The organism is Aeromonas sp. D3, assembly GCF_027705025.1.
Taxonomy (GTDB): Bacteria; Pseudomonadota; Gammaproteobacteria; order Enterobacterales; family Aeromonadaceae; genus Aeromonas; species Aeromonas salmonicida.
In genome coordinates, this window is record NZ_JAPDBE010000017.1 from 1 (window position 1) to 15,615 (window position 15,615).

The 15,615-nt window shown below is 57.8% G+C and carries 15 protein-coding genes and 1 pseudogene; 8 read left to right on the forward strand and 8 right to left on the reverse strand.

The features are described 5' to 3' along the window. Nucleotides 1–70: 70 nt before the first annotated feature. Both OKC28_RS11525 and OKC28_RS11530 read right to left on the reverse strand, forming a co-directional pair. Nucleotides 71–1,051, reverse strand: a pseudogene (locus OKC28_RS11525) (HD domain-containing phosphohydrolase); the annotation flags it as partial. A gap of 142 nt (nucleotides 1,052–1,193) precedes the next feature. Beyond that, on the reverse strand, nucleotides 1,194–1,634 hold the full coding sequence (locus OKC28_RS11530; protein WP_096120090.1) for a DUF1842 domain-containing protein: 441 nt from the start codon (nucleotides 1,632–1,634) through the stop codon (nucleotides 1,194–1,196). Between the two features lie 290 nt (nucleotides 1,635–1,924). On the opposite strand from OKC28_RS11530, the gene OKC28_RS11535 reads away from it, so the two are divergent. The 5 genes from OKC28_RS11535 to OKC28_RS11555 all read left to right on the forward strand — a co-directional run bounded on the left by OKC28_RS11535 (nucleotide 1,925) and on the right by OKC28_RS11555 (nucleotide 5,911). After that, nucleotides 1,925–2,914 (forward strand): luciferase-like monooxygenase, encoded by a 990-nt coding sequence (locus OKC28_RS11535; RefSeq protein WP_059168476.1) that lies wholly within the window; start codon nucleotides 1,925–1,927, stop codon nucleotides 2,912–2,914. A gap of 3 nt (nucleotides 2,915–2,917) precedes the next feature. Then, nucleotides 2,918–3,343, forward strand: a complete 426-nt coding sequence (locus tag OKC28_RS11540; RefSeq protein WP_096120089.1) for a bleomycin resistance protein — start codon at nucleotides 2,918–2,920, stop codon at nucleotides 3,341–3,343. A 123-nt stretch (nucleotides 3,344–3,466) separates the two neighbouring features. Then, nucleotides 3,467–3,967, forward strand: a complete 501-nt coding sequence (locus OKC28_RS11545; protein ID WP_096120088.1) for a 2TM domain-containing protein — start codon at nucleotides 3,467–3,469, stop codon at nucleotides 3,965–3,967. A gap of 200 nt (nucleotides 3,968–4,167) precedes the next feature. After that, the gene (locus OKC28_RS11550; protein ID WP_333562737.1) at nucleotides 4,168–4,677 is read left to right on the forward strand and encodes a DUF6622 family protein; all 510 of its coding nucleotides are present in this window, start codon (nucleotides 4,168–4,170) and stop codon (nucleotides 4,675–4,677) included. 202 nt (nucleotides 4,678–4,879) lie between these two features. Continuing rightward, on the forward strand, nucleotides 4,880–5,911 hold the full coding sequence (locus OKC28_RS11555) for an IS630 family transposase (RefSeq protein WP_270689272.1): 1,032 nt from the start codon (nucleotides 4,880–4,882) through the stop codon (nucleotides 5,909–5,911). Nucleotides 5,912–6,104: 193 nt separating this feature from the next. Here the strand turns inward: OKC28_RS11555 and OKC28_RS11560 are convergent, their stop codons facing one another. Genes OKC28_RS11560 through lptD form a run of 6 tightly spaced genes read right to left on the reverse strand, consistent with a single transcriptional unit; the run spans nucleotide 6,105 to nucleotide 12,873 of the window. Then, nucleotides 6,105–6,926, reverse strand: coding sequence for a symmetrical bis(5'-nucleosyl)-tetraphosphatase (locus OKC28_RS11560; RefSeq protein WP_059113526.1), 822 nt, complete (start codon nucleotides 6,924–6,926; stop codon nucleotides 6,105–6,107). 6 nt (nucleotides 6,927–6,932) lie between these two features. Beyond that, nucleotides 6,933–7,295 (reverse strand): Co2+/Mg2+ efflux protein ApaG, encoded by a 363-nt coding sequence (gene apaG, locus OKC28_RS11565; RefSeq protein ID WP_256687518.1) that lies wholly within the window; start codon nucleotides 7,293–7,295, stop codon nucleotides 6,933–6,935. Nucleotides 7,296–7,299: 4 nt separating this feature from the next. Further along, entirely contained in the window at nucleotides 7,300–8,127 is an 828-nt protein-coding gene (rsmA, locus tag OKC28_RS11570; protein WP_011899041.1) for a 16S rRNA (adenine(1518)-N(6)/adenine(1519)-N(6))-dimethyltransferase RsmA, read from the reverse strand. Next, the gene (gene pdxA, locus OKC28_RS11575; RefSeq protein ID WP_256687520.1) at nucleotides 8,117–9,112 is read right to left on the reverse strand and encodes a 4-hydroxythreonine-4-phosphate dehydrogenase PdxA; all 996 of its coding nucleotides are present in this window, start codon (nucleotides 9,110–9,112) and stop codon (nucleotides 8,117–8,119) included. The genes rsmA and pdxA overlap by 11 nt, the downstream gene beginning before the upstream one ends. Beyond that, nucleotides 9,112–10,410: a peptidylprolyl isomerase SurA gene (gene surA, locus OKC28_RS11580; protein WP_125596052.1), complete on the reverse strand. Its 1,299-nt coding sequence runs from the start codon at nucleotides 10,408–10,410 to the stop codon at nucleotides 9,112–9,114. Before surA ends, pdxA begins: the two co-directional genes overlap by 1 nt. 30 nt (nucleotides 10,411–10,440) lie before the next feature. Further along, nucleotides 10,441–12,873: an LPS assembly protein LptD gene (gene lptD, locus OKC28_RS11585; RefSeq protein WP_099991691.1), complete on the reverse strand. Its 2,433-nt coding sequence runs from the start codon at nucleotides 12,871–12,873 to the stop codon at nucleotides 10,441–10,443. Between the two features lie 174 nt (nucleotides 12,874–13,047). Here lptD and OKC28_RS11590 point away from each other — a divergent pair, with 174 nt between their 5' ends. From OKC28_RS11590 to djlA, 3 genes are read left to right on the forward strand one after another with little or no spacing between them, the layout of a single operon-like run. Next, nucleotides 13,048–14,061 (forward strand): aminoglycoside phosphotransferase family protein, encoded by a 1,014-nt coding sequence (locus OKC28_RS11590; RefSeq protein ID WP_256687525.1) that lies wholly within the window; start codon nucleotides 13,048–13,050, stop codon nucleotides 14,059–14,061. Next, the gene (gene murU, locus OKC28_RS11595; RefSeq protein WP_219615198.1) at nucleotides 14,058–14,726 is read left to right on the forward strand and encodes an N-acetylmuramate alpha-1-phosphate uridylyltransferase MurU; all 669 of its coding nucleotides are present in this window, start codon (nucleotides 14,058–14,060) and stop codon (nucleotides 14,724–14,726) included. The genes OKC28_RS11590 and murU overlap by 4 nt, the downstream gene beginning before the upstream one ends. Before the next feature lie 19 nt (nucleotides 14,727–14,745). After that, nucleotides 14,746–15,582, forward strand: coding sequence for a co-chaperone DjlA (gene djlA / locus OKC28_RS11600; RefSeq protein ID WP_256687528.1), 837 nt, complete (start codon nucleotides 14,746–14,748; stop codon nucleotides 15,580–15,582). Nucleotides 15,583–15,615: the final 33 nt, after the last annotated feature.

Consider the following 15,615-nt stretch of genomic DNA (forward strand, 5'->3'; position numbering starts at 1 on the left):
GGGTATCCATGATGGTAGACCTCAAGGTGATGGCCTACTTCAAGCTTAGCCTTTCAACACACAATTGGGACAGAGCCATATAAAAGGGGGATCCCTCGCCGAGGGGAGAGAGATTGACCAGCCAGTCACTCTGATCGGCGGCGGTCAGATTCAGCTCCACCGGGCTGCTCAGCAAGGCGGGTTGGCTGGTGACCTGTTGCTGCAGCTGGGTCAGCACGGGATGAGACAGCGCCGACAGCAGGGGCAGCTGGCTCAGTTGCTCGAAGCTGGGAAGCTGTTTGGGATCCGTGGCAAGCAGGGTGGCGTATTCGTCGAACAGAACCACCTGACTCTGCTCTGGCAACCGCAGTTCACCGATCAGGGCCGACAGTCCCTCGACGCTGGTATCCAGCCCGATCACTGCCCTTCTGTTGTCGCTTTCCACCGCCAGCGTCATGCCTGGCTCCTTGGTGGTAAAGAAGAGATAGGGATGGGTGGTGGCGATGCCTGAACGCCAGCGTGCCTGCTTGTACCAGTCGCGGCTGCGGGGATCAAACTGGTATTGAGGCATGGCCCGGCGCTCGAGCAGGGTCAGCCGCTGGTCGAAGTAGAGAAACTCCCCCTTGCCCTGGTGCAGGCTCTGCACCAGCAAGGTGCTGGCCGCTGGGACCCTGTCCAGTTGGGCTCGGGCCCGCTCGGTCAACTTGCGCACCAGGAAGAAGTCACCATCCGCGTAGCCGGCATAGACGGCGCCATAACTTGGGCTGTTGGCCAGCACCTCTGCCAGTTGTGGCAGGTAGCCGAGCCGGGCATCCAGACTGTTCATGGCCGCCAGCTGACCGCTGCGCAGCAGACTGAGGGACATGCGGGCCGGCCGCTCGTTCAATTGAAGGGCGAGGGCGAGCTGCTCCCGGTATTGCAGGAAATTTTGCCGCTCATGCTCCAGCCCCTGTTGTGCCGCTTGCTGGAATTGCAACGCGATAAGGGCGCTGCCCAGCAGGGTAAACAGCAAGATGAAGAGGGTGGCGATATGCACATAGAAGGGTTTACGACCTGGCCTGGCACTTGTCATGGACACATCCTTGTCACACGGGCGATTGCAGAGACGATCTACTATCAGTGTGCCAACAGGATGACAGAAAACACAATAACCCGTTCAGATATATCAGGATATGGCATAAACGTGACGGCCCCATCGGGGCCGTCTTGAAGGGTCAAGCCAGTACTGCGGCGGGCACCAGGGTGACGGGGGCGTCTTTCACTTCATACCACACCTGATGATTGTCCTGATATTTGTAGTTGGCCGTGCCTGATTTCCAGTCTTCCCCGAGTACCATGCGCAGCTCGAAGTTGGGCTGGATCACCGGCCCGATCCCGCCGCTCTGGGGCCATTTGATAATGGAGTAGCCCTGCGCAGTCACCAGGATATGGCACTGCTTGGGCATGACGCACATATAGGTGTATTGGCCTTTCAGTTCGGAGGCCATGTCGAGCGGTGGATTGGTTGCCTGGGTCAGATGGGCGACGCCATTGACTGTCTCCCCTGGCGTATAGACTGCCAGGTTCAAGTGCAGCAGTTGTGCTCCCGGCATGGCTTTGCCGATCTCGAAAGAGGCGAGGAAGAGGCCGGTTTTGGTGTCTGTGATTGCATTCATGCCTGGGTAGGTTGAGCTCACAACCAGACAACGAGCCACAGCATGCTAGCGCTTGCGGTCAGAGCGGGTAACTGTGGATATTGTCACTTGACGCTCAGCCCGGGCTGGCATGGCGCCATCTGCCTCTGGCAAGGCAGGAGGCTCAGGGAACTCAGGCGGTGCGGTGATTTCGATTATCGGTTGCCAGCAAAGAGCCAGGGTCAATTCGTTGGACTGGCGCGTGATTCGTTCAGGTATCCCGTGCTACATTGCCTCCCTTGTTACTGGTCTGTAAACCAATGGAGTGACCCATGTCTGCCATCCCCTATTCAGTGCTCGATCTGGTCCCCGTGCCCGAAGGCTCCCACCCGGCCGAATCGTTTCGCCGTTCGCTGGACCTGGCTCAGCATGCCGAGCGCTGGGGGTATCAGCGTTACTGGCTGGCGGAGCATCACAACATGCCGGGCATCGCCAGTGCCGCCACCGCTGTGCTGATCGGTCATCTGGCGGGGGGCACCAAGACCCTGCGACTGGGTGCCGGCGGCATCATGCTGCCGAACCATGCACCGCTGGTGATTGCCGAGCAGTTTGGCACCTTGGCTTCGCTTTACCCTGATCGCATCGATCTTGGGCTGGGTCGTGCCCCGGGCACGGATCAGCGCACCATGCAGGCACTGCGACGTCAGCGCAGCGGCGACGTGGATGAGTTTCCGGCGGATGTGCGCGAGTTGATGAGTTATTTCGGTGACGAGACAGGGGCGGTACAGGCCGTGCCGGGTCAGGGGCTGCATCTGCCCATCTGGCTGCTGGGTTCCAGCCTTTACAGTGCCCAGCTTGCCGCTTCTATGGGGCTTCCGTTTGGTTTTGCCTCTCACTTTGCTCCCGGTCTGTTGTTGCAGGCGCTGGAGATCTACCGCGCCCAGTACCGCCCCTCGGTGCGCTGGCCCAAGCCCTATGCGGTGGTCTGCATCAACATGATCGCTGCCGACAGCGAGCGGGAGGCCCGTTTCCAGTTCACTACTGTGCAGCAACAGTTCCTGCGTCTCTACCGGGGTGACGCTGGCAAGCTGCCCGCACCTGTGGCCGGGCTGGGGGAAGAGTGGTCACCCCGTGAGCTGATGGCGATGGAGCAGACCCTGGCCCGCTCACTGGTGGGAGATCGCGATCAGGTGCGTCACGGACTCAAGGCGCTGCTGGCCGAGACGGGGGCCGATGAGCTGATGTTCAACGGCCCCATCGTCGATCAGGGGGCGCGGCTGCGCTCGTTCGAGATCGCGGCCGAGCTGATGCAGAGCCTGTGATCCATGGATGAGGTCTACTGGAACCCCATGGTGCCCGAGCTGTCGGTGGCCAGCCTGGCAGCTTCCTTGCCTTTCTATACCGGGCTATTGGGGTTTGCTGTGCGCTATCAGCGCGACTATCCCCCCTTCGCCTATCTGGAGCAGCAACAGGTACAGTTGATGCTGGAACAGATCCATCCGGCAGGATGGCTGACCGGTGTGCTGGAGCCTCCGTTGGGACGCGGCATAAATTTGCAGATGGAGCTGACCGACATCCAGCCCCTGTTCGCTCGGCTGGCGCTGGCCGGGGTGGCGCTCTATCGACCACTGCGTGAATCCTGGTATCCGGTGGGAAATATGAGCTCGGGTCAGCGGGAGTTTCTGGTACAGGACCCCGACGGTTATCTGTTGCGGTTCGTCCAGCATCTGGGCGAACGACCGGTTTCCTGATCCAGACTTACATCTAATTCATTGATTTTAAACAATAGTCAGGTTGGTGTCGGCCATCTGTCGTGTCACCTTTCTCCGCGCTGGCCCTATGCTGGCCCTGTCTACCACCACAAGGAGCTCATGATGATCGTCAGGAAGTTGAGATTGCAACGGGGTTGGTCACAGGATCAGTTGGCGACCCTGACTGGCTTGAGTGTTCGCACCATACAGCGGATCGAACAGGGTCAGCAGCCCGGACTGGAATCTCTCAAGGCCCTGGCCTCCGTCTTTGAACTTGATGTGGCTCAACTGGATGGGACACAACAACAGGAGCGCGAGATGAGAGGGAATGAAACTATGGGTCAGGACAGGGTGCAGGTGTCGGCAGAGGAGCGGGCCGCCATGGGGTATGTGGAGGGGCTCAAAGGCTTCTACTACCACATTTTCAGCTATGTACTGGTGATCTGCGGGCTGTTTGTCATCAACTATCTCAGCAACCCGGACTATATCTGGGCCAGGTGGCCGGCGCTGGGGTGGGGTCTGGGGCTGATCTCCCATGCCATCAACCTGTTCCAGCCCTTCAAGCTGTTTGGGCCCGAGTGGGAGAGACGCCAGATCGAGAAACGACTGGGACGCAAGCTGTAATATAAAAAAATTACATACCTGCTTGTATTACAACGTCAAGGCTAAGCTCTCGAAATATGAGTGGTTTCCAATGTATGGATTTTTAACATGAGTCGCTACAAGTTAACTCTAGCTTGCAGCGGCTTGTTTTAAGATTAGATAGTAATCTGTGATAGATATCGGTAGATAACTTCATCATGTTCAATGTTAATGGTAATCATATGTTGCTTTTAAATATTATAACTGAGACCCCTATATGGGTCTGGATTTTGTTTGTGTTTCTCGTAACTACGGGAATAAATGGATTGAGCGATAGAGAAATGAATGTTAACTACCTGTTTATAATGCCATTATTCTTTCTCATTTGGGGCGGAATCAATGTGATCTATGACCTAGCTTTCCCGTACAGGGGGTTGGCTGCCATGTTAGTAGGGTTGATGGCAGGCTACGCGACTGGCTGGTGGCTCTGGAGAGGTGAACCTCAGTTGAAAAGTAAAGATGGAACTAATTTAATCATCTTGCCTGGTACACCGTGGCTTATCGTGTTTGTGGTAATTACTTTTATTATCAAGTACATATTAATTTTATTTTTAAACATAGAGCCAGATTTAAGTTTTTCATTGTCCTTTAATCTTCTATTTGGTGTTTTAAATGGTTTAATTAGCGGTGTGCTTTGGGGGCATACTTTAAATTTGTATTTCACATGTCGAAAAATTAAAAAATGTAATTAATAATTTCCTTAAAACCATTAGTTCCTACTCAGGAAGGATTTATATTTAAGCAGTTAAATATCTTGATGTAATAATCTCACCATCGTATATCGGCTAAATAGCTGTTCCGAATAGTAGATCACTGGAGGAAGGGAACTCAGTCCAGTTTGTGCGATCTGATTAGTCGCCAAACAGAACAAGCCACACCCAAAGGACTGAGTTGATGCCTATCCTACTACCCCTGCCACGACCACAACGGCGCCGCATTCACAAAATTATCCATGCCACGCGTGATAAAGGGCATGCTCGTCGCTTGATGGCCATCTTGCTGTTACATGAAGGACGCACGGTCACTGATGTTCATCACCTTACCGGCGCTGCTCGCTCGACCATCGGCCGTTGGCTTCGGTGGTATCGAGATGAAGGCATAGATGCGCTAGAAGCCTTACCGGCTGGTCGTGAACCGGTCTTGCCTGTTGCCAAGATAGTCACCTTACTGGTGCTGCTCATGCAGTTTTCTCCGCAAGATTTTGGTTATCAGCGCAGCCGTTGGTGTACCGAACTATTGGCTATCAAAATCAATCGGTTAACAGGGCTCAATGTGGCCGCCTCTACACTTCGTCGATGGTTACCTCGTATGGGTATTGTCTGGCGCAGGCCCGTGCCGACCTTGCGGATAAAAGACCCAGCCTATCAGGAGAAAATGGCGAATATCGACGCCGCGCTGGCCCGTTGTGATGTCGATAATCCAGTGTTTTATGAGGATGAAGTCGATATAGACCTCAATCCCAAATTAGGGGCCGACTGGATGTTCAGAGCACAGCAAAAGCGTGTTGTCACTCCGGGGCAGAATGCCAAGCATTACCTAGCAGGCGTTCTTCATGCAGGCAACGGAAGAGTGCTTTACGTCAGCGGGATTAAGAAAAACTCATCGCTGTTTATCGCCATGCTGGAAAAGCTGCGCCACCACTACCGACGAGCCAAAACCATCACGCTGATCCTCGATAACTACATCATTCACAAAAGCAAACAGACCGAGCGATGGTTGAAGAAGAACCCCAAGTTCTGCCTGGTATTCCAGCCAGTTTACAGTCCTTGGGTTAATCACATAGAGCGGCTGTGGCACAAGTTGCATGAAACCATCACGCGCAATCATCAATGCAGAGGGATGGCCAACCTGCTGGTTCGAGTAAAACACTTCATGGATACCGTGTCTCCTTTCCCCGGGAATGGCTATGGCACAGCGAAGGTGTAGCACTATTAGGATCAGTTATTTAGTATTCAATATGTCGAAGTTTTTTGATTGTACAAATGAGAAGTCTTTATTTAATTGGTGACACTTATCCGTTATCTATCTAGGAAATAGAAAGCCCGGCAACTTGCCGGGCTTTGTTCTTGTGTAACGCGACAGAGTGAAGCTCTCGTCGCTCAGGCGCAGCCCTTAACCATCACTTGGCGTGAGTGGGGCAGGGCGTCGCTATCAGGGCATCGTCTTCATAACGCCACAGGGTGAGGCTGTTGCCCCACACGCAGCCGGTGTCGAGCGCCTTGATGTCGTTCCTGCCTGTGTTGCCCATCAGGGCCGCCCAGTGGCCGAACACCAGTATGGGATCATCCATATGGTGCTCGCGCTGCTCGAACCAGGGGCGCAGGCCGGGAGTTGATTCCGTGGGGCCTTTCTTGCACTTGAACTCGAGTCGGCCATCGAAATAGCAGAAGCGCATCCGGGTGAAGGTGTTGATGATGTAGCGGTAACGTTCGATACCTGCCAGATCTTCACTCCAGCCATCGGGCAGATCGCCATACATGTTGTGCAACAACCAGCTGTACTGATCGCCGCGCAGCTGACTCTCCACTTCGCGGGCACAATTGCGTGCCGTTCGGGCGTCCCAGGCGGGGGAGATACCGGCATGCACCATCATGATGGGCAGATCCGGGTGCTCCGCCAGCAGGGGGCGATGGCGCAACCACGTCAGCAGCTCGTCCCGATCCGGCGCTTCCATCAGGGCTTGCAGCTTGTCTTTTTTCTTGAGCGGCGCAACGCCATCGGCGACCGCCAGCAGGTGAAGGTCGTGGTTGCCGAGCACTGTGACGGCCCGCTGGCCCAGCGACCTGACGTAGCGCAGTGTCTTCAGGGAGTCCGGGCCGCGGGCGACCAGGTCGCCGCAGAGCCAGAGCACGTCCTTGGCTGGATCGAACTTTGCGAGATCCAGCAGACGACGCAAGTCGTCATAACAGCCCTGGATATCGCCAACAAAACAGTTCGCCATGAAACCTCAGTTAATAATGTTTGGGACGGCCAGGGTAAAAGGCGCTATGGGCGCCTCGAACGGCTGCCCTGACTCATCTTGCAGGGTATAGCTCCCTTCCATTACCCCAAAGGGGGTGTCGAGTGGCACGCCGCTCTGATAGCGAAAGGTCTCCCCTTCGGCAATCACGGGCAGCTCCCCGACCACGCCGGGGCCTTCGACTTCCAGCATCTTGCCGTTGGCATCCGTGATGAGCCAGCGCCGGTGCAGCAGCTGCGCCGGCCCCGGCCCCAGATTCTCGATCTCGATCAGATAGTGGAACTGGTAAGGGTCCTGGGTATCCGCCACATAACGGGGGTATGGGCAGATAACGATATGCGGGTATGCCACGGGATCAGGCCTGTTGTTGATCCGCCAGCCAGTTGGCGATCATGACGAACTGCTCCAGGGAGAGATTCTCCGGGCGCAGGTTGCCATCGATACCAAGCTCGGTCAGCTGAGCGTCCGTGATGAAGTTGGCGAAGCTGTTGCGGATGGTCTTGCGGCGCTGGCCAAAGCCTTCGGTACAGACGCGGCTCAGGCAGCGGATGTCTTTGGCGACTATGGTCGGGTTCTTGTGCGGCACCAGACGGACCACGGCTGAATCCACTTTCGGTGCCGGTTTGAAGGCGCCAGGGCCCACTTCCAGCACGGGGATCACCTGGCAGTAGTACTGCACCATGACGCTCAGGCGGCCATAGGCCTTGCTGCCCGGGCCGGCAGACATCCGCAATACCACTTCTTTTTGCAGCATGAAGTGCATGTCTTCTACCCGGTCGGCGAAATCGCACAGGTGGAAGATGAGCGGGGTGGAGATGTTGTAGGGCAGGTTGCCGAAGATGCGCAGCGGCCCCTTGCCTTCCCCCATCAGAGTGCCGAAGTCGAAGCGCATGGCATCGGCCTCGATCACGGTCAGCTTGTCCTTGAGGGTCGGGTGCTCGCGCAGGCGCGCGGCCAAGTCCCGGTCCAGCTCGACCACTGTCATCTTGTCCATCTGGGAGGCGACCGGTTCGGTCAGGGCGGCGAGGCCCGGGCCTATCTCCACCAGATTCTGACCCGGCTGCGGATTGATGGCGGCCACTATCTGATCAATAACATAGCGGTCATGCAAGAAGTTCTGACCGAAACGCTTACGGGCCGTGTGACCCATGTGCACCTTGTTGCTCTGCACCTTACTGCTCATATCTTTTTTTCTCTACCATCTTGATGGCGTGGTTAATCGCGGTGATCAGACTGCCCGGATCCGCCAGGCTCTTGCCTGCCAGATCCAGCGCAGTGCCGTGATCCACCGAAGTGCGGATGAAAGGAAGTCCAAGGGTGATATTGACCGAACTGCCGAACCCCTTGTATTTGAGCACGGGCAGCCCCTGGTCGTGGTACATGGCGAGTACCGCATCCGCATCCTTGAGGTATTTGTCCTGGAACAGGGTATCGGCCGGCAGCGGGCCGACCAGATCGATCCCCTCCTGGCGCAAGCTGGCCAGGGCGGGTTCGATCACGTCAATCTCTTCACGGCCGAGATGGCCCCCTTCCCCGGCGTGGGGATTGAGGCCGCAGACGTAAATCCGGGGCTTGGCGATGCCAAACTTGGTTTTGAGATCCGCATCCAGAATGCGGATCACCTTGCCGAGGCGATCCTCTGTGATGGCCATGGCCACGTAGGCGAGCGGTATATGGGTGGTGGCCAGCGCCACCCGCAAGCCTTCGGTCGCCAGCAGCATCACCACGTCGGCGGTACCTGACTGCTGGGCGAAGAACTCGGTATGACCACTGAATGACACGCCCGCCTGATTGATGATTCCCTTGTGCACCGGCCCGGTCACCACAGCGGAAAATTCGCCACTGAGGTTGCCGTCACAGGCACGCTGCAGGGTGGCCAGCACATAGGCGCCATTGCCTTCGTTCAGCTCACCCGGCACCACGGGGGCGCCGAGGCTGACTGGGCAGATGCTCAGGGTACCCGCCCGCTGCGGTTCGGCAGGGGCCTCGGCATCATAGGGTTGCAGCTCGATGGGCAGCCCCAGCAGGGCGGCCCGTTCGAGCAGCAGGGCGGGATCGGCGATCACCACCAGCTGGTGGGGCCAATCCTGCTGGGCTATCTGCAACACCAGATCCGGGCCTATTCCGGCGGGCTCACCCGGGGTAATGGCGAGACGACGACAGCTCATCAGCTGCCGGCGCCTTCGATCTGGATGTAGGCCTCGTCACGCAGCTCATCCAGCCAAGCCTGGGACTCTTCGGTGAAGCGGCGGTTGAAGATGAGCTGATAGGCACGCTGCTCCTGGGCCTTGCTGGTGGCATCCTGGCTGCGACGATCTTCCAGCTGCACTATGTGCCAGCCGTGGGTAGTACGGAAGGGGGCGCTCAGCTCACCCGGCTTGAGGCGGTTGACCATGTCGCGGAACTCCGGCACATAGACGTTGGGATCAGACCAGCCCAGCTCGCCGCCCTGCACCGCAGAGCCCGGATCTTCGGAGTATTTTTCCGCCAGACTGGCGAAGGTCGCCTTGCCGCTCTTGATGTCGTGGAGTATGCCATCCAGCATGCCCTTGGCTTTCTCTTCGCTGAGGATGATGGAAGGCTTGATCAGTATGTGGCGTGCTTTCACCTCGGTCTGCAGCACCTGCTGCTGACCCTTGGCATCGAACACCTTGACGATGTGCAGACCGGCGCCAGAGCGCAGCGGGCCGACTATGTCACCCTTGGCTGCGCCTTGTACCGCTTCTGCCATCAGGGTCGGCATCTCTTGCGGGCTCATCCAGCCCCAGTCGCCCCCTTCCAGTGCCTTGGGACCATTACTCTCGGCAATGGCCAGCTTGCGGAAGTCGGCGCCCTGTTTCAGGGCAGCCAGGATGCGCTCTATCTTGCTCTTGGCGGCGTTGAGCTGCTCGGCACTCGGGTTGTCCGGCAGGGCAATCTGGATATGGCCGACATGGTACTGCTGTTGCTGCTGGCCCTGCTTGGCGAGGATATCCACCACCTGCTTGACCTCCTGATCGGAGATGTTGATGCGACGGCGCACCTGGTTGCGGCGCACTTCGTTCATCAGGATCTCGCGGCGCACCTCTTCCCGATACTGGGCATAGGTCAGGCCTTCGCGGGCCAGTTGGGCTCGCAGCTGATCCAGGGTCATCTTGTTGTCGGCGGCTATGCTCTGGATGGCTTGCTCCAGCTGGGTGTCGCTGATCTTGAGGCCCTGGCGATCCGCCAGTTGCAGTTGCAGGCTCTCCTGGATCAGGCGATCCAGCGCCTGCTTGCGCAGGGTGGCATCATCGGGCAGGGACTGGCCGCTCTCCTGGGCAGAGCTTTTGACTTTCTGTACCAGGGCTTCCTGCTGGCTGGCCAGCACCACGTCCTTGTTGACCACGGCAAGCACCTTGTCCATCAGCTCGGGGGCGGCGAAGGCACCCTGACTCATGGCTCCGAACAGGCCTGCAGTCAGCAGGGAAATCAACGTCTTCTTCATATCCATCTCTCAAGGCGTTTGCCAGACCGGTTATTGGTCTCGCAGGTTAAACGGACGAATGTAAGGCAGTGCTTCGGTATCCAGGGAGGTGCCCTTGGAGCCGGTACCCACGCTACCCAATCCTTTCATTTCAAACTGAATGCCCAGGCTGCGCTCCGAAGTCGGACGCATGGTCACGTTATCCGGTGTATTGACCCACTCCAGGTTGAAGTTGATGCTCCAGCAGCAGGAGTCATATTTCAGGCCCACCTTGCGATCCACATTCACCCCCTGATCGAGGTCGCGATAGTAGCCACCGTAGAGGTGCCACTGATCATTGAGCGGTGTGGTCAACAGCATGCCGACCTGATTGATGTCGGCGACCTGGTTGGTGTTCGACAGGTCGTAGTTGGCATTGCGCACGAAGCGGTAGTTCAGCTGGCTGATCAGCTTCTCGCGGCGATACTCGAGTGCGCTGTTGGCAGAGCTGATCTCACTCTGATCCATATCATATTGCGCACCGGCATGGGCAAACCACTGCTCGTTGATCTTGGCATCCCCCTCAAACGAGAGCGGGGAGCGGGTGTTGGTCGCCAGTGACTCGCTGGGGTAGAGCTTGACCCTGGGGGCAACAAAGTCGAAGGCTTGGGCAACGGCCAGTCGAATTCGTTCATCGCCAGCATCATCATAGACCCGGCTGGTGACGCCCACCGACACGCGATTTGAGTCGCTGATGCGATCCAGACCGGCATAACGGCGGTCGCTGAACAGGCTGTAGTAGTCCTGACGCATGGTGGTGGAGTCGTAGACACCTATGTTGTCCTGATCCTTGTAGGGCACATAGAGGTACTGGAACTCGGGCTCCAGGGTTTGATTGGCGTTGCCACCAAACCAGTCCTGGTTGCGTTCGAAGGTCATGCCGCCCTTTAGGCGGAAGGAAGGCAGGGTCCGGGTGATGATGCCCTCATCCAGAGTGACGCCGCTCGCACCTTCAGGAGTGAACCGCTTGGTGAAGGTGGAGCTCATGTTGTCCGGCACTTCCTGATCGTAACGGGTGTACATCAGCTTGTACTGGCTGTCGAGGTAGTAACCCGCCTCGTCGATGAGCGGCATGGTCAGGGTCGGCGCCGTGTAGACCCGGGTGCCGGTATAGGCATCCCCCAGGTTTTGCGCTGAGGCCTGGGTATTGTTGTAACCGAACCGGGTGACTTCGGTATTCCAGGCCAGATCGTACCAGTTGCCCTGATGGTAGTAGTTGTGGTTGATCCGTGGCATCAGTTCGTGAGGCTGCTGGGCACTTGCCAGCAGTATCTGGTAGGTCCGCACCTCTGTGTTGAGGTTCCAGTTTTGCTGGAAGTAGCCGGCCATCAGGGATTGCTGCAACTGGTTCTCGACCTGGGTTCCCACCTTGGGGGAGAAGTCGTTGAAGTAGTTGTAATCCCGATCCCGGACCTTGGTGTAGTCGACCGATACCCGCATGGCATTGTCGGCAAACCGCGAGGTGTGGCGCGCATTGAGCAGATAGCGATGCCCGTCAGACAGCTTTTCGTTCAGGCTGGGGGTTTCATCATACTGTTTGTCGTCTGCCAGATTTTCGAAATAGAGGCTGCCGACATGGGCCGGATCCGGCATATAGCGGAACTCGACCTGCTCCATCAGGCCCCGTCTGTCCATGAAACGGGAAGTGATGGTGGCATCGTAGTTGGGCGCTATGTTCCAGTAGAACGGCTGGGTGATGTCCATGCCGTTCTTGGAGCTCTGGGTATAACCCGGGTAGAGCAGGCCGGTTTTGCGCTCATCCTTGATGGGGAAGTTGATATACGGGAAATAGAACACCGGATAGTCATAGAGCCAGAGACTGGCGTTCCAGGCTTCCCCGAACACCTCTGTCTGATCGATGTCGATGCTGCCCGCTTTCAGGGTCCACACTTCCTGGCCAGGTGGGCAGGTGGTGTACTGAGCCCCTTCCAGGGTGATGTTCTGGTTGTTGTTGGTCATGGTGACCCGGTCGGCAGAGCCGCGTACCGGTGAGCCATGAACCTGGTATTTGCCCTCTTCCAGCTCGGAGTTTTTGGTATCCAGGTTGGATTTCAGGGTCTTGTCACTGGTGACAGTGATCTGGCCATCGTTGTAATAGATGTTGCCGATGGCGATGACATCCCGGCTCTTCTGATCGAGCTCGGCATAATCCGAGTCAAATTTGCGCACACCCTGGCGAACTTTGACATCGCCCTGATAGACGGCGGTACCGCCCTGCTTGGCCTCCAGCCGATCGGCATCTACTTCGACAGGTTGGGCGTTGGCATCCTTTCCAGGGGCCAGTTTCTCTACCTTGGGTACATAGTCATAGCAGAGCCCGTCCAGGATCCCGGTGGCGGGCGGCGGCGTCAGCGGAGCCGCCTGCACTATGGCCGGGGTCAGGGCTGGGATAAGGCTGATGGTCAGGGCGATGGGATATGAGTACCCCAGTGTCCATTTTGTCATGTGAAAGACTCGCGCAATCCGTGGTAGATACGGCTGATTCAAGACATGCATTTTACGACAGGATTCATCGAGTTGACATTGCATGTCATTGCTTTATGTTAGCCGGCAATGATAAAGCATTATTGCGGCCAGGGCTAACAGCCAAGTGCTGCTTTCCAATTCGGTCCCCGACTTATGTACGATCGCGATTCCCTGCTATTGCAATGGGCCCGCCGGATTTCCGGTGATGCCAACCTTGAGTTGACCCTGATTTCCGGTGACGCCAGTTTTCGCCGCTACTACCGTGGCGGTGGCCTGGTGTGGGTGGATGCCAATCCAAAAACCGAAAAAAATCATGAATTTGTCCGCAATGCCTCTGCTTTGCATGCAATGGGGCTGCTGGCGCCCGAGGTAAAGGGGGTGGACTATGATGATGGTCTGCTGGCTGTGACAGATCTGGGGGATACCCAACTTATCAGCTGTCTAGATGCACAAAATGTGCTGGCCTGGTATGGCAAAGCCATCGCCTTGCTACCCAGACTGGGGGCGGTAGCACTGGCGCTGGAGCCCTTCGACGCTGCCTTCATGGCCCGTGAAAACAGTATTTTCCCCGAGTGGCTGCTGGGCCATCATCTGCAGCTGGCCCTGAGCGAGTCGGAACAACAGCTGCTGGATGATATGTTTGCCTGCCTCACTGCCAGCAATCTGGCTCAACCCCAGGGGGTGATGCACCGTGACTTTCACAGCCGCAACCTGATGGTCTGTGGTGGTGATACTCCAAACGGCAGCGAATTGGCCATCATCGATTTTCAAGACATGGTGATAGGTCCCCTCAGCTATGACCTCGTCTCCCTGCTGAAAGACTGTTACGTGCGCTGGCCCGACGATGTGATCGAGCAGGGCATGCGCCACGGCTTCGATACGCTGCAGCAGGCGGGTCTGCTTGGCGGGCTCGACTATGCCAGTTTCCGTCGTTATGCCGACCTGACAGGCATGCAGCGTCACCTGAAGGCGGCGGGTCTCTTCACTCGCCTCTATCACAGGGATGGCAAGTCCGGTTACCTCAAGGACATTCCCCGCACCCTGGGCTATGTGGTGGATGTGTGCCAGCAACATGGTGCCAGCTATCCGGAGCTGGCCCGCTTCGGTGCCTGGTTGCAGCAAGTGGTGCTGCCCGGGCTGGCCCGAGTGGCCGGAGCCACGGCATGAAGGCGATGATCCTGGCTGCCGGCCGTGGCGAGCGGATGCGACCGCTCACGGACACCTTGCCCAAGCCGTTGCTGGCGGCAGGGGGCAAGCCGCTCATAGTGCACCATATCGAAAAGCTCAAGGCTGCCGGAGTGACTGAACTGGTAATCAACCACGCCTGGCTCGGCCACAAGCTGGTGGAAGCGCTCGGTGATGGCAGTGCGTTCGGGGTCAGCATTCACTGGTCGGCAGAGGCGAGTGCGCTGGAAACCGCCGGTGGCATAGTGCAGGCGCTGCCCCTGTTTGGCGCCGATCCGTTTCTGGTGATCAATGGCGATACCTGGCTCAATCTGGACTATCGCACCCTGGTCAACCAGCCACTGGGTACGGATCTGGCCCATCTCTGGCTGGTACCCAACCCGCCCCAGCATCCTCATGGGGATTTCTCGCTTCACGCAGGTCGGGTGCTGGATGCGCCAGCCTTCACCTTCAGTGGTGTCGGGCTCTATGACCCCGCCGCCTTTGCCGGTTTGCCGTCGGGGGCGCGCAAGCTGGCCCCCCTGCTGCGCGACTGGATGGCGCAAGGCCGGGTCGGTGGCGCCATGCTGGCCGGCGAGTGGCGCGACATTGGCACCACTGAGCGGCTGCGCGAGCTGGATGATCAGCTGCAACGACGCACTCATTAACATCACGAGGTCTTGAACCATGCGTATTTGGGGTAAGGTGCTGGGCGCCTTCTTCGGTTTTCTGCTCGGCAACATCTTTGGTGCCCTGCTTGGCCTCTGGATCGGCCATCGTTTCGATCGGGGCATGGGTATTCGGGGCGTGTTTCAACGTGGCCCCAGCCAGCAACAACAAGCGGTCTTTTTCCATGCCACTTTCGCCGTCATGGGTCATATCGCCAAGGCGAATGGCCAGGTTACAGAGCAGGAGATCCGGGTTGCCTCCAACCTGATGGATCGGATGCGACTGGTGGGGGATCAGCGAGCGCGCGCCCAGGAGTCGTTCCGTCTGGGCAAGGAGGCCGAGTTCCCGTTGCGGGAAACCCTGGCCGAGTTCCGTCGTGCCAGCCTGGGGCAGCGGGACATACTGCGCTTCTTCCTGGAGGTGCAACTGCAGGCAGCCTTTGCCGATGGCAAGGTCGAGGCCGACGAGCGCGCCATTTTGCATACCATCGCCGATGAGCTGGGCTTCAGCCGCATCGAGCTGGCCCGCATCCTGGCGATGGCCGAAGCGCAGATGAACTTTTTCAACCGGGCGCATGGCGGCCAGTATCAGGGCGGTGAGCACGGCGGGCAGCAGTATCGGCAGGAGGCGCCGTCAGCGGATCGCCTCAAGGATGCCTACCAGTTGCTCGGGGTGAGCGAGAGCGACAGCGATCAGGACATCAAGCGCGCCTACCGCAAGGAGATGAGCAAGCATCACCCCGACAAGCTGGCCGCCAAGGGGTTGCCACCTGAGATGATGGAGATGGCGAAGGAGAAGACCCAGGAGATCCAGCAAGCCTGGGAGTGGATCCGCGAGGCCCGCGGCATCCGTTGAGTGCCGCTATCTGTCCGCCATAAAAAATGCCCG

Bases quoted from the DNA above. Each gene is read 5' to 3' on its own strand.
- OKC28_RS11590 (WP_256687525.1), top strand. From the start codon at position 13,048: ATGTACGATCGCGATTCCCTGCTATTGCAATGGGCCCGCCGGATTTCC.
- OKC28_RS11545 (WP_096120088.1), top strand. From the start codon at position 3,467: ATGATCGTCAGGAAGTTGAGATTGCAACGGGGTTGGTCACAGGATCAG.
- murU (WP_219615198.1), top strand. From the start codon at position 14,058: ATGAAGGCGATGATCCTGGCTGCCGGCCGTGGCGAGCGGATGCGACCG.
- OKC28_RS11530 (WP_096120090.1), bottom strand. From the start codon at position 1,634: ATGAATGCAATCACAGACACCAAAACCGGCCTCTTCCTCGCCTCTTTC.
- pdxA (WP_256687520.1), bottom strand. From the start codon at position 9,112: ATGAGCTGTCGTCGTCTCGCCATTACCCCGGGTGAGCCCGCCGGAATA.
- OKC28_RS11555 (WP_270689272.1), top strand. From the start codon at position 4,880: ATGCCTATCCTACTACCCCTGCCACGACCACAACGGCGCCGCATTCAC.
- lptD (WP_099991691.1), bottom strand. From the start codon at position 12,873: ATGACAAAATGGACACTGGGGTACTCATATCCCATCGCCCTGACCATC.
- surA (WP_125596052.1), bottom strand. From the start codon at position 10,410: ATGAAGAAGACGTTGATTTCCCTGCTGACTGCAGGCCTGTTCGGAGCC.
- OKC28_RS11550 (WP_333562737.1), top strand. From the start codon at position 4,168: ATGTTGCTTTTAAATATTATAACTGAGACCCCTATATGGGTCTGGATT.
- OKC28_RS11560 (WP_059113526.1), bottom strand. From the start codon at position 6,926: ATGGCGAACTGTTTTGTTGGCGATATCCAGGGCTGTTATGACGACTTG.
- OKC28_RS11540 (WP_096120089.1), top strand. From the start codon at position 2,918: ATGGATGAGGTCTACTGGAACCCCATGGTGCCCGAGCTGTCGGTGGCC.
- OKC28_RS11535 (WP_059168476.1), top strand. From the start codon at position 1,925: ATGTCTGCCATCCCCTATTCAGTGCTCGATCTGGTCCCCGTGCCCGAA.
- rsmA (WP_011899041.1), bottom strand. From the start codon at position 8,127: ATGAGCAGTAAGGTGCAGAGCAACAAGGTGCACATGGGTCACACGGCC.
- djlA (WP_256687528.1), top strand. From the start codon at position 14,746: ATGCGTATTTGGGGTAAGGTGCTGGGCGCCTTCTTCGGTTTTCTGCTC.